The organism is Nocardia sp. JCM 38205 (genome assembly GCF_058222935.1).
Genome location: NZ_JBYHFL010000003.1, coordinates 793771 through 806650 on the forward strand (window position 1 = coordinate 793771; position 12880 = coordinate 806650).

At 68.4% G+C, this 12880-nt stretch carries 10 protein-coding genes; 6 read left to right on the top strand and 4 right to left on the bottom strand.

The genetic code is table 11. The features are described from left to right. Positions 1–37: 37 nt before the first annotated feature. Positions 38–1234 carry a DUF7373 family lipoprotein gene (locus AC4HOU_RS15165; protein ID WP_490724640.1) on the bottom strand — a complete coding sequence of 399 codons (1197 nt, stop codon included), beginning with the start codon at positions 1232–1234 and terminating at the stop codon, positions 38–40. A gap of 29 nt (positions 1235–1263) precedes the next feature. Further along, the gene (locus AC4HOU_RS15170; RefSeq protein ID WP_195020654.1) at positions 1264–2484 is read right to left on the bottom strand and encodes a DUF7373 family lipoprotein; all 1221 of its coding nucleotides are present in this window, start codon (positions 2482–2484) and stop codon (positions 1264–1266) included. A gap of 197 nt (positions 2485–2681) precedes the next feature. Here AC4HOU_RS15170 and AC4HOU_RS15175 point away from each other — a divergent pair, with 197 nt between their 5' ends. After that, complete coding sequence (locus tag AC4HOU_RS15175) at positions 2682–3998, top strand: FHA domain-containing protein (protein ID WP_490724641.1); 1317 nt, start codon at positions 2682–2684, stop codon at positions 3996–3998. A 3-nt stretch (positions 3999–4001) separates the two neighbouring features. Here AC4HOU_RS15175 and AC4HOU_RS15180 read toward each other — a convergent pair whose 3' ends face one another. Further along, entirely contained in the window at positions 4002–5447 is a 1446-nt protein-coding gene (locus AC4HOU_RS15180) for a neutral zinc metallopeptidase (RefSeq protein ID WP_194990451.1), read from the bottom strand. Positions 5448–5555: 108 nt separating this feature from the next. Here AC4HOU_RS15180 and AC4HOU_RS15185 point away from each other — a divergent pair, with 108 nt between their 5' ends. The 5 genes from AC4HOU_RS15185 (at position 5556) to glmM (ending at position 12360) form a co-directional block, all read left to right on the top strand. Continuing rightward, positions 5556–8093: an FHA domain-containing protein gene (locus tag AC4HOU_RS15185; RefSeq protein WP_194990452.1), complete on the top strand. Its 2538-nt coding sequence runs from the start codon at positions 5556–5558 to the stop codon at positions 8091–8093. A gap of 73 nt (positions 8094–8166) precedes the next feature. Then, positions 8167–9678, top strand: a complete 1512-nt coding sequence (locus tag AC4HOU_RS15190) for a hypothetical protein (protein WP_490724642.1) — start codon at positions 8167–8169, stop codon at positions 9676–9678. Between the two features lie 168 nt (positions 9679–9846). Next, entirely contained in the window at positions 9847–10290 is a 444-nt protein-coding gene (rplM, locus tag AC4HOU_RS15195; RefSeq protein WP_036533407.1) for a 50S ribosomal protein L13, read from the top strand. Continuing rightward, positions 10287–10802, top strand: coding sequence for a 30S ribosomal protein S9 (rpsI, locus tag AC4HOU_RS15200; protein WP_490724643.1), 516 nt, complete (start codon positions 10287–10289; stop codon positions 10800–10802). Before rplM ends, rpsI begins: the two co-directional genes overlap by 4 nt. 184 nt (positions 10803–10986) lie before the next feature. After that, positions 10987–12360 carry a phosphoglucosamine mutase gene (gene glmM / locus AC4HOU_RS15205; protein ID WP_194990453.1) on the top strand — a complete coding sequence of 458 codons (1374 nt, stop codon included), beginning with the start codon at positions 10987–10989 and terminating at the stop codon, positions 12358–12360. 6 nt (positions 12361–12366) lie between these two features. Here the strand turns inward: glmM and AC4HOU_RS15210 are convergent, their stop codons facing one another. Further along, positions 12367–12828 (bottom strand): hypothetical protein, encoded by a 462-nt coding sequence (locus tag AC4HOU_RS15210; RefSeq protein ID WP_194990462.1) that lies wholly within the window; start codon positions 12826–12828, stop codon positions 12367–12369. Positions 12829–12880: the final 52 nt, after the last annotated feature.

Sequence of the window (12880 nt, forward strand, 5' to 3'; positions counted from 1 at the left end):
GGGCGGCAATGGAGCCGGGCCGTCGTCGGTGGTGGCGCTACTGGTACTGGCTGTTGGCGAGCAGGGCGTACTGCGCGGCCGCCCGCTGCCGGACATCGATCGGCTGGCCGCTCTGCACCTGGGCGACATAGCGGTCGTAATGGACGATGCAGACGTACTTCTGATCGGAGTCGTTGGGGCTGGCGTCTTCCCGGCAGCGGGCGTCCGGAACGTCTTTCGGTGCATCGATATCGGTCCACCGGCTCGCCGTGAGCCGGGAACCGGCGAACTTCGCCGCGGCATCGGCGTCCTTGGTGCGCCATAGGTAGGTGTCGTCGGCGAGGGCGATGCTGTCGACACCGCTGTCCTGCATCGCCTTCTGCACGTCGGTCGGCTCGCCGACCCAGTGCAGCACGCCCCGTGGTTTGAAGGTGCCGACGGTGCCTGCGGCGGGTGCGAAGAAGAATTCCTCGGAGGTCAGGATGCGCCGGAGCATTCCGTCGGGATCGAACGGCAGCTCCAGCACCTCACGCTTGGACAGGGCAGGCAGTTCCTTCAGCAGCGGGACCTGGATCTCATAGGTCTTCTCGGCCAGACTCGTCAGCGAGTCCAGGTCGGGGCTCGGCCAGGTGACCAGCAGCGTGAGCACGTAGCTGCCGACGGCCATGGTGGTGCCGAGCGAGGGAATGCCCGGCCGCCAATGGGAGTGGGCGTCGGGGTATTTCTTCAGCGCGACCGCCTTGTTCTGGTCGGGCGCCACCGCGAAATCGGTCTGGTCGAGGTCGCGCGCCGCGGCCTTGGCCGCCGCCGCGTCCGGGAACTGCAGCACACCGATGGTGACCGCCGTTTCGCCGATTGATTTCTCCCGCTTGGCGCGGTCGGCGGAGGTGATGCCGAGGCCGAACATGAACTTGTGCCGTTCCAGCACCGGACCGTTGACGTCGGCGAGTAGCTCGGTGGCCGCTCGGGCGTCCTCGAAGCCCTTCGCCCCGCGGTTGTACTTCAGCTTCGGGTCCACATCGATCCCGTTGATGACGCTGTCGGACAGCCGCATGATCGCCAGCTCGGTGCCGCCGACCAGGCTGTTCAGGTATTCCCAGCGCATATCGAGTGGGGTGACCGGGTAGCTGCCGATATCGAGACCCCGGACATCCGGTTCCCCGGGAACCGCGGTGCCCGATACGGCCGAGCAGCCGGTCAACACGGTGGTCGCGGCGATGGCCACCGCGGCACACCGGAGGGTCGATGTCCTCATGATGCTTCGAATTCGCATGTGCCGCAGTCCTACTGGGAGTTGGCCAGGATGGCGTACTGAGCGGATATCCGCTGCTGGGCGTCCAGCAACTGTTCGGCGCCCATGAACGCGTAATAACGGTCGTAGGTGACGTGGCAGTAGAAGCGAATCGCGCCCTGGGCCGGCCCCTTGTACTCGGTGCAGGTGGCCTGGGGCAGACCCTTCGGCGAATCCGCGCTGCGGAAGAACCGGTTGAGCTGGGAGGACTTGTCCATCAGCTCTTGTGCCGACTCCGCATCGGCCGTCCGGTACAGCTCACCCGCGTCGTGCGCGACGCGGTCGACGCCCGCGGCTTCGAGCTCCTGCCTACGCTGGACCGGGTCGGTGGGGAAGTGCAGGGCGCCGTGCAGGTCGTAGGTGCCCGGCACGTTCAGGAACGAATCGCCCTCAGGGCGGCGCAGCGAGATCGAGCGCATACCGTCGGGATCGATGGAGTTCTCCATCATCTTGTCCGGCGGTGTGGGCTCGAATTTCTCCAGGGCGGCGCTCGTCGCGGTGATGGCCTTCTCCGACAGCGCGGACAGGCCGGGCAGGTCGGACTCGCCGAGGAGCTTGTTCTCGTAGTTCGAGACGATGGTGACGATGACGAACCGGTCCTGGGCCAGCCAGGAGGCCAGCACCTGCATGCCGGGCTGGTATCGCACCTGGGCCGCGGGGTGCTCGTCGAGCTTCGCCGGTTCGACGGGATACTTGTCGTCGTCATAGAACCCGGCCCGCGACAGATTCGCGGCGGCGTCGGTCGCCGACTTCGCATCGGAGAAGATCATCACCGAGGTCGACAACGTGTAGGCGAGGCTGTTGACCTTGTTCGACTGCCCGGTCGCGGAGAACCCGGAGATGAACCCCTTCGCATCGTTGGCGAAGTTGTCCTCCTTGATCCACCGGTGGATCGGACTGCCGTGGGACTCGTCGGGGAGCAGGAACGGGCGCACCGCACCCGGCGGCTGATACACCAGCTTCGGGTCGATCTCCACCGGTAGCGGTATGACGTTGCCGAGGCGCTGGGCCTCGACGAACCGGGGGACGTCCTTGTTCTTCGGTGCGCCGAGCTCGCGCGGGAGCGTCGCATAACCGCCGACATCGAGCTGGGTCAGATCCACGGCCGGTTCGGCGGCCTCGGTGTCGGATCCGCAGCCCGAGGCGGCCAGAGCGCAGGCGAACAACAGGGCGACCCCGGCCCGGAAACGGTGCGATCTCGCGGTGAGCTGCACGCTCCCCCCTTTACTCGAGTGTGTCAGCCGGATAGTACTGCACCGGTGGGACATGCGAACGTGTTCGCCGAAGGCCTCCGGCGCCGATCAGAGCCTGCTGACGAACCGCGGGTAACCGGACCGGTGTTGTTCGCATTGCAATACTCTGGTCTGGTGGCGACGATCCAGCATTCCGATCCAGGGGAGGGCCGATACCGTTGAAGGATCGGCAGGTCGAGGTGGTCGCCGGTAATCATGCGGCGGCCCGGGTTGCGGGTGCCGTGGTGGTCGTGGCGCACCGGGATCGGGGGAAGCCCACCCAGGAATCGCCTGCGGTTCGAGCGCTGGAATCGCTGGCCGAGCTGGTCAGCGACGCGGCCGAACAGCAACCTGCCGGGCCTGGCGCGTTGGTCGCGCGTAACGCGACGCGCTGGTTGATGAAGGACGCCGAACAGATCAGCCCCGGCCGTCCGATCGATTTCGGGATCCTGTCGCATGCCGAGAACGGCGGGGTGGCGATCTTCCTGCACGGCGCCGTCACCGCGGTGCTCGCGGGGGAGCAGGTCGAACGGTATCGGGGCAGCGACGCGGCGTTCACCGTGGACCGGGTGGCGTCGGTGCCGTCGAAGGCGGTCGCGCTGTTCGTCGATGACAACGGTGGCCGAGTGCCCGAGCTGCCCACCGAACGTGGAATCGGCTGGCTGGTGGAAGGTATCGCCCAGGCGGGCGGGGCGATCGTCTGGTCCGATGAGGTGCGTGCCCATGCGCCGCGCCGGGCCGGCGCCGAACATACCGGGGGTGGCTCGCATCGGCGGTCGGCGCCGCCGCCACTGCCGACCGCACGCATCGACCAGGAACGTTCGCCGGAACCCGCTGCGGCGCAATCGGCGCCGGCGGATCCGAACGCGACGCCCACCCAGGCTTCGACCTCGATGCTCGACCTGAGCGACGGCGGGCAACCGCCGGAAACGACCGAAGAACGCGGCACCGACCCCTCACCGCGGCCCGACCCGCAGCTGCAGCGGCGGTTGGAGGCCACCGCCCGCGCGACCACGCTCGCGGTCAAGGTGATGGGATTCAAATGCGCGCGGGCACATCCCAGCGATCCGCGCTCGGCGTTCTGCACGGTCTGCGGGATGCCGGTCGATCAGACGCAGGCGTTGAGCGAGGTGGTCCGGCCGCCGCTCGGCATGCTTGTGCTCGATGACGGGATGACGTTCATGCTCGCCGCCGACGCCGTCATCGGGCGCGATCCGGAGCATTCCGAGCAGGCCCGCCGCGGTCTGATCCCGCTCAAGATCGAGGACAACTCCGGTGGGATGTCGCGCGCGCACGCCGACATCGTGCTGGTCAATTGGGATGTGACGCTGGTGGACCGCGGCTCGACCAACGGCACCCGCACCCGGGTGGCCGGGTATCGCGACTGGGTGCGGCTGCCACCGAATCAGCCGATGGTCTTGCTGCCGGGTACCGAGATCATGATCGGTAACCGGGTGCTGCGCTTCGATCCGGCGGCGCCGCCACCGTTCGGCTGACGCTCAGGAGTACCGCGACATGCAGGTGGTCTCGCCGTTCAGCACGCCGGCGCGGAAGGCGTCGACGCGGGCGAAACCGCTTGGCACGGTCTGACCCTTGATGTCACTGGCGGCCAGCCCGTCGGTGAGCAGCCCGGACACCGCTTCGTCCAGATCGCCTGCGGCCAGGGTGATATCGCCTTCCGATGGCGGCCTGCCCGGTTCGGCGAGCTTGCCGGTGACCACACCGGACAGGCACGCCGAGCGCAACCCGGTCTTGGCGCCGACCAACTGCTGCCCCTGATCACGCTGCACGGCCAGCGCGTAGCGGGCGATGAAGACGACGTAACCGTTGTAATCGCCGGTCACCTTCACCGGCAGCGGATCATCCGGGTCGGTGTCGGAGGTGCCGCGTTCGGCCAGGCCGGGGATGTCGGTGGCGATGGTATTGCTGGCGGGGCAGTAGCTCACCGGTTCGGTGGTGGTGCCGTTGCTGCAGTCGACCTGCGCGCCGTCGTAGCTGTAGGTGGGGTCGCCGTCGATCGGCAGGATCGCGGCCAGCGCCTTGCTCAGCTCGATCAGGTTCTCTTTGGTGATCGGGTATTCGCCGCGGTTGGCGTCGCCTTCGAAGCTCTGCGGCAGATCGCCACGGCGGCGCTCGATTTCGTCCATGTCGATGGCCTTGCAGCCCTTGGGGCCGTCGGTGAATCCGATCTGTACGGCGGTGACCCGCTCGAACGCCGAACCGTGCACGCTCTCCGGATCATCGGGGTCGGAGTCGCGGATAGCGACGGTCGCCGCGAGCACGGAATTGAGGCCGTCGGAGGTGTTGATGGTGAAGTGCTTCGACTTACCTTCGGCGACATGGCGCATGAACGCGCCGGCAAAGCAGTCGGCCTGCTGTTCCTTGACGATCACCGGGTCTTTGCGGTCGACGATCTTGGACATGGTCTGGATGGCGTGCCCGTATTCGTGTGCCAGCACCATGACCACCGACATCTTGCCGAAGGTTTCCTCCATGGTCGGTAGCAGCAGCGCACGATCCCAGCCGATGGAGTTGTCGAGCCGGCAGTAGGCCGCATTGACAAGGCGGTAGGTGGTTTCGGTACAGAACTCGACGGAATCGTTGCGGCCGGCCTTGGCGCTCCAGGAGACCAGCTTGTCGACCGGTTCGAACTCGCCCTCGAATTCCTCGGGGTACACCTCGGCCCAATAGGCCTGGATGTCCTCGACAGCGTTGAGCGCGAGGGTGTCGACCTCGCCGCCGTCGCCGTTGCGTGCGGTGAGCTCGCTGTCGGGGACGTCGGGGCGCGGGCCGCTCGGGCCGCTGGTGGTGGGCAGGCCTGCCACCTTGAACGGATCGTCGTAGATCGAGACGGCCCGCCCGTCCACGGATCGGGTGCATCCCACCAGCGCGGTGACCGCGCACAGCACGGCGATGATGACGGCGGTCGCACGACGTTGCCGCATCGGTTCCTCCCCCTCGTCGGCCGGTCGGTCGGTGTTTCGGTCGCCGGAACGGGGCATGGCGCATCGGGGGCACCGCCGATGTCCGGGTGATGGAATAGTATCCGCTGCATGTCTTCACCGGGGGCGCAGACCATCACCGTGCGCCATGATGGAACCGAACGAATTTTCGATTCGAGCCAGCAGGTCACGATGGGCCGCGCGCCGGAAGTGACCCTCTTCGTGGACAGTCCGCTGGTCTCACGGGTACACGCGATCTTGGCCTGGCAGGGGGGTGCCTGGGTGCTGCGCGACAACGGCAGCACCAACGGTGTGTTCGTCGACGCGGCCCGGCTCAGCCGGCCCGTCTCCATTGATCGGCCCATGCAGGTGCGGCTCGGTGACGCGATCACCGGGCCGCTGTTGCATCTGCTGCCCGCGGCGCCTCGAGCTCGTCCGCCGCAGCATCCGTCGCAGCCGCAGCATCCGGTGCAACCGCCGCGTCAGGGGTTACGGCCGCCGCCCGCGCCGCCGCAGCGTCCGCACTCCGGTCCGCAATCGGGGGCGAGCCGGATCGCCGGATTCCACAGTGCGCCGCAGCCGCAACCGGCGGCCCCCAACGTCAATATCAATATGACGACCAAAGCCGATACGTCGTCGCTGCCTCCGGTGCGGGCCAGGCCGTCGACCTCGCCGATCGCGCGCGCGGACCGGTTGCCCGCCGGCGGACTGGCGATCGGCCGTACCGCCGACAACCAGATCGTGGTCAACGATCCGCTGGCCTCGCGCAGGCATGCCCGGTTGGTGGCCGGCTCCGAGGGCCTGACCATCGAGGACCTCGGCTCGGCCAACGGCACCTTCGTCAACGGTGTCCGCCAGCAGCGCACGGTGCTGCGCGAGCGCGACATCATCACCATCGGCAACGTCGACTTCGTGGTCCAGCAGGGCACCCTGGTGCACCGGCAGCGTCCGGTCGCCGAGCAGGGCCTGCATGTGCACGGGGTCGGATTCACGGTAGAGGGCAACAAGCAGCTGCTCGTCGACGTCAACCTGCAAGCCGGGCGCGGCACGCTCACCGCGTTGATCGGCCCGTCCGGTGCGGGTAAATCGACGCTGTCGAAGCTCATCGCGGGCAATACCCAGCCCTCGGGCGGTGTGGTCACCTTCGAAGGCCGCAACCTGCACGCCGAATACGAAGCGCTGCGGTCCCGTATCGGCATGGTCCCGCAGGACGATGTGCTGCACCGGCAGCTCACCGTGCGTCAGGCGCTCGGCTTCGCCGCCGAGCTGCGGCTGCCGCCCGACACCTCGAGCGCCGACCGGCAGCAGGTCATCGACGGTGTGCTGAAAGAACTTTCGCTCACCGAGCATGCCGATACCAGGGTGGATCGGCTCTCGGGTGGTCAGCGCAAGCGGGCATCGGTGGCGCTGGAACTGCTCACCGGTCCGTCGCTGCTGATCCTGGACGAGCCCACCTCCGGCCTGGACCCGGCGCTGGACCGTCAGGTCATGGTGATGCTGCGCGAGCTGGCCGACGCCGGCCGCGTCGTCATCGTGGTCACCCACTCGGTGGCCTGCCTGGACATGTGCGATCAGGTCGTGCTGCTGGCCCCCGGCGGTAAGACCGCCTACGCCGGCAACCCGGCCGGTGTCGGCAGTGCGCTCGGGACCAGCGACTGGGCGGAGATCTTCGCCAATGTCGCGGCGAACCCGGATCAGGCGTTCGCGGCGTACCGGTCGCGGCAGGCGTTCATACCGCCGCCGCCTCCGCCCGCGCCGATGCGGCACGGCGCGATGGGCAGTCCGCCGCAATCGAGCGGGTGGCGCCAGTTCTCCACCTTGGTACGGCGGCAGGTTCGATTGATCCTGGCCGACCGCGGGTACCTCGCGTTCCTGGTGATCCTGCCGTTCGTGCTCGGCGTGCTGACGCTGGTCGTCCCGGGTGAGAACGGATTCGCGCCCGGACCGCAGGTGCCGGTGCCCGGGCCCAATGGCGAGCAGATCTTCGTCCACCAGGGCGGCGGCGAAACCCAGCAGCTGCTGGTGGTTCTCGTGCTCGGCGCCTGCTTCATGGGTTCGACGCTGACCGTGCGCGACCTGGTCGGCGAGCGCACCATCTTCTTCCGGGAGCGCGCGGTCGGCCTGCTGCCCTCGGCCTACGCCATGGCCAAGATCGTGGTCTTCAGCGTCGCCGCCCTGTTGCAGTCGGCGGTGCTCATCGGCATCGCGCTGGCGGGGAAGAATCCGCCCGGCGCGGGAGCGTTGATACCGTCCGGCAGCCTCGAACTGTATGTGGGCGTCGCCTTCACCGCGGTGTCGTGTGTCGTCGTCGGCCTGGCCTTGTCGACGCTGGCCAAGTCCAACGAGCAGGTCATGCCACTGCTGGTGGTGACGATCATGGTGCAGCTGGTGATGGCCGGCGGCATGATCCCGGTGACCGATCGCGTGGTGCTCGAGCAGATCTCCTGGCTGTTCCCCTCGCGCTGGGGTTATGCGGCCGCGGCGTCCACCGTCGACATCCGCACGCTGTTCGCCAACGCCCAGCCCGACACGCTCTGGGAGCACAGTGCTGGCATCTGGCTGCTCGACATCGCGATGCTCCTGGTGGTGACCGCGATCCTGTCGGTGATCACCTGGCACCGCCTACGACTGAAGAAGTCCGCGTCATGAGCGGGCGTGTCGTCGCCGGTAGCGGCCGGTCTGCCGGTGCGCCGAGCGTGTCGCGCGCACAGCAGGCACACTGATGCCTGTGACGGTGCGAGTAGGGGCAATACATCTCGGGTGGGATGTGGTGTCCGTGGCCGCAGGCGGTGGGGGCACCCCGATCCGCCCGGTCCAGGTCGAGGGTAGCTACACCACTCCCGCATATCTGCTGGCGGACGCCTCCGGCAGGCTGCATACCGCAGGGTTGGACCGGCAGCGGCCCGATCTCGGCATGGCCATCGCCGATGTGCGCGACATCCTCGGGCATCCGCAGATCGTCATCGCCGGTGCCACCTGGCCTGCCGAGCTGGTGTTCCGGGCGCGGCTGTACAACCCGCTGGCCGCGGTCGGCAAGTATCTGAGCGGCAAGCCCGACGTGGTCGCGCTGCCGTACCCGGACGGCTGGCCGGACGAGAAGGTCGACACCTACTGCGAACTGGTCGAGCAGCTCGACGTCACCGTCGAACCGCTGCCGGAGTCGGTCGCGCTGTCGGGGTATGTGCGCGCGCTCGGGCTGGTCCGCCCGCCCGACCGGATGAATCCCCGCGGCGTCGGCGCCACCGGCGTCTATTCCGATGGGCGCACCATGCTGGTGGTCGCGGTGCACGCCGACGACGAACAGCCCACCGAATCGGTCGACGTAGCCATCCCGCCCGAGGCCACCCGCGACGCCCGCTCCGCCGACGACGCCGTCATCGAGGTCATGGCGGCCGCGCGGGCGATCGGCGCCGATACCTCGACGGTGCTGCTGGCCGGAAACGTCTGCTTCAACGATCCGATCCGGCTGGCCTTCCAGAACCACCTCGGCCAGCGTCTGCACAGCGCCGACCATCCCATGCACGCGCTCGTGCTCGGGGCCGCGCATCTGGTGTTGAGCGAGAGCGATGGGGGCGAACCGGAGCCCGGCGGCAGGCCCGCCCAGCCCGCGCCGCCGCCGTCGCGCCCGGCGCCGCCGCAACAGAGTCCGCAGGCTGCCCGCCCGCCGCAGCAACCACCGGGTGCGCAACGTCCACCGATGCAGCAGGGGCCGCCACCGCCTGCGCCCCAGATGCGGGACCGGCCGCCGATGACCGAGGGCCGGGGGCGGCACAGCGCTGCGCCGGGCGCGGAGCCGGCCGCGAGCCGGTTCACCCGGCCGCCGGAGATGAGCGGTGCGCCCGCGTCCGACGCGCGGCCGGCTCAGCAAGCTCCGCCGGCTGCGCCGCAGAGTCGAGATCACGACGACCACCCCGACCGTGATAAGGGCAAGGTGTGGGACAAGATGAAGGGAAACCTCTTCGGAGCCCAGGCAGCGGCCGGTGCGGTCGCGCTCGTTGCCTTCGCGATGTCGTCGGAGGCGGGGGCGGCCGAGTTCGCCGCAGGCGCCGGCACCAGCGTGGAACCGGTGGCCTGCTCACTCACCCCGGAAGCGATCCTGGAACCGCCGTCGGGCATCGCCGCGGTGCGCGGCACGCTGCCCGCCGAATGCGAGCAACCCGGCGTCAACACCCTGCGCTACCTGGTGCCCGGCCCGCCGGGAGCAGCCGACTTCGGGCCGCCGCTCGAGATCTGAGCCACCGCGGCGGCCGGGGCGTACGCTCCGGTTTCGCCGCACCCATACCCGACTGGTATCGTGGCCAGCTGGTGTGTGGCATGCCGAGGCCCGGGTCTCAACCGGCCGCCGGGAACAACCTCGACCACACACCGGGCCGGCAGCACCGACGACAGACAGGGAAGCACTGTGCCTACGTACAGCCCGAAGGCGGGTGACGTGACCCGTAAGTGGTACGTCATCGACGCCACTGACGTAGTGCTCGGCCGTCTTGCCGTTCAGGCAGCGAATCTGCTGCGTGGCAAGCACAAGCCGACCTACGCTCCGCACGTCGATGGTGGCGATTTCGTCATCATCATCAACGCTGACAAGGTTGCCATCAGCGGTAACAAGAAGCAGGACAAGCTCATCCACCACCACTCCGGGCATCCGGGCGGCCTCAAGTCGCGCACTGTCGGTCAGGTGCTGGAGTCGCGGCCCGATCGTCTCGTGGAGAAGGCCGTCAAGGGCATGATCCCGAAGAACAAGCTCGGTAACGCGATCGCGGGCAAGCTGAAGGTCTACGCGGGCCCGAACCACCCGCACGCCGCCCAGCAGCCCGTTCCGTTCGAGATCAAGCAGGTGGCCCAGTGACCGCTCCCGAGGAATTCAACGAGGAATACACCGCCGAGGACACCACCGTCGAGGTGGTCGAGGACGGCGCCGGTTACGAAGAGGTCGGTTACGACTCCGAGGCGACCTACAGCCCGGTGGTCATCGACCGTCCGGTGCAGACCGTCGGCCGCCGCAAGGAAGCCGTCGTCCGCGTCCGGCTGCTGCCTGGCACCGGTAACTTCGTGCTCAACGGCCGCACCATCGAGGACTACTTCCCGAACAAGGTGCACCAGCAGCTGGTGAAGTCCCCGCTGGTCACCGTCGAGCGCACCGAGAGCTTCGACGTGCACGCTCGCCTGGTCGGCGGCGGCCCGTCGGGCCAGGCCGGCGCGCTGCGCCTGGCCATCGCCCGTGCGCTGATCGAGGTCACCCCCGAGGATCGTCCCGCCCTGAAGCGGGCCGGCTTCCTGACTCGTGACCCGCGTGCCACCGAGCGCAAGAAGTACGGTCTGAAGAAGGCCCGTAAGGCGCCTCAGTACTCGAAGCGCTGATTTTCGCATCGTCGACTGCACGCTTCCGGCACCGTGCTGGTGCCGGAAGCGGTACGGTCGGCGCGGCACCTGTACGAGAGCAGGCATCCAGCATCGCTGGGCGCCTGCTCTCGTGCTGTATGGAAGGGCGGCGTTCGTGGGGCGGGCGCGGACGCGGCAGGTTGCATCGATCGAGGGACGAGGTATGGGACGTCTGTTCGGCACCGATGGGGTTCGCGGACTGGCCAATGAGTCGCTGACTCCGGAATTGGCGCTGCGCGTGTCCGGCGCGGCGGCGCAGATTCTGAGTCGCGGCAAGAAGCGCGCGCTGGCTGTGGTCGGGCGCGATCCGCGAGCCAGCGGGGAGATGCTGGAAGCCGCCGTCACCGCGGGGCTCACCGCCGCCGGGGTCGATGTGCTGTCGGTCGGCGTGCTGCCGACGCCCGCGGTCGCCTATCTCACCGGACTCTACGACGCGTGCCTCGGCGTGATGATCTCCGCCTCGCATAATCCCATGCCCGACAACGGGATCAAGATCTTCGCCGCCGGTGGGCGCAAGCTCGACGACGCTATCGAGGACCGGATCGAGGCCCTCATGAACGAGCCTCCGGTGCGCCCCACCGGTGCCGGAATCGGCCGGGTCCTCGGCTCGACCGGTGTGCGCGATCACGGGTTCGCCCTTCCCGATCAGTACAGCCTCGCCGGAACGCATGAGCGTTATGTCGAGCATCTGGTGGAGGCCACCGGGCAGGAGCTCAACGGGCTCACCGTGGTGGTCGATTGCGCGCACGGCGCCGCCTCCGAGGTGGGCCCGGCCGCGTACCGGGAAGCGGGCGCGAACGTCATCGCGATCAACGCCGACCCCGACGGCCTCAATATCAACGACGGGTGCGGCTCCACCCACCTCGACCAGGTGCGGAGCGCGGTCCGCGAACACGGTGCGGACCTCGGCCTTGCCCACGACGGCGATGCCGACCGGTGCCTGGCCGTCGACGCCGCGGGCAATGTCGTCGACGGTGACGCCATCCTCGCGATCCTCGCGCTGGCCATGCGTGATGCCGGCGAACTCGCCGAGAACACTCTGGTCGCCACCGTGATGAGCAACCTCGGCCTGCACATCGCTATGCGCGAGGCCGGAATCACCGTGCGCACCACCGCTGTCGGCGACCGCTATGTGCTCGAGGAGCTGCGCCGCGGGCACTTCACCCTCGGCGGCGAACAGTCCGGCCACGTGGTACTCCCGGCCCACGGCACCACTGGTGACGGCATCCTCACCGGCCTCAAACTCATGGCCCGCATGGCCGCCACCGGCCGCACCCTGGCCGACCTGGCGTCGGTGTTGCAGACCGTGCCGCAGATTCTGGTGAATGTGCCGGTCAGCGACAAGGCGGCGGTGATGGCCGCGACCGACGTCCTCGACGCCGTCGCCGAAGCCGAACGCTCGCTCGCTGATTCGGGCCGGGTCCTGTTGCGGCCCAGCGGAACCGAGCAGCTCATCCGGGTAATGGTCGAAGCCACCGACCTCGCTCGCGCTGAGCAACTGGCCGAGGATCTCGCCAAACGAGTCGCCGCGGTCTGAGGATCGTCAGAACTGGCCGACGAGGAAGCCTGCGAACAGCACCAGGAAGCCGCCGATCTCACCGGCGATGAGGGCGAACATCGACAGCCGCATGCTCGGGTCGATATCGCCGTGGAACTGGTTGGTGGTGTCGCGCCGGTACCCGTGCCAGGCGTAGGTGGCGATGGCGCCGGCGAAGAACGCGAGCACGATCGCGTCTGCGGTCAGGTTCACCGCCGTCGGCCAGGCGCTGAGCTCGGTGAACACCGCCAGGATCAGGCCGGCGAAGGCATACATGAGGGCCGCGCGGTGCGCGATGTCGACGTAGATGTGCGCGGCACCGTCGGGCGAGGTGCGGATGCCGTGGTACTTCCACGTGCCCAGGACCAGCGCCGACAGGAAGATCAGGCCGGTGGCGACGAGGGTCAGGCGGGTATCGAGACCCAGCGCGAACTCCGGTTCCGCCTCGTGCGCGAGGACCCGCACCATGCCTTCAGTAGAACTCACCCACTCAACCTAGCCAGTCGGCCGTATCCTGCGA

Excerpts from the sequence above, each read along its gene's own strand:
- glmM (WP_194990453.1), top strand. The coding sequence starts at position 10,987 with ATGGGACGTCTGTTCGGCACCGATGGGGTTCGCGGACTGGCCAATGAG.
- AC4HOU_RS15210 (WP_194990462.1), bottom strand. The coding sequence starts at position 12,828 with ATGGTGCGGGTCCTCGCGCACGAGGCGGAACCGGAGTTCGCGCTGGGT.
- AC4HOU_RS15185 (WP_194990452.1), top strand. The coding sequence starts at position 5,556 with ATGTCTTCACCGGGGGCGCAGACCATCACCGTGCGCCATGATGGAACC.
- AC4HOU_RS15190 (WP_490724642.1), top strand. The coding sequence starts at position 8,167 with ATGCCTGTGACGGTGCGAGTAGGGGCAATACATCTCGGGTGGGATGTG.
- AC4HOU_RS15165 (WP_490724640.1), bottom strand. The coding sequence starts at position 1,234 with ATGAGGACATCGACCCTCCGGTGTGCCGCGGTGGCCATCGCCGCGACC.
- AC4HOU_RS15180 (WP_194990451.1), bottom strand. The coding sequence starts at position 5,447 with ATGCGGCAACGTCGTGCGACCGCCGTCATCATCGCCGTGCTGTGCGCG.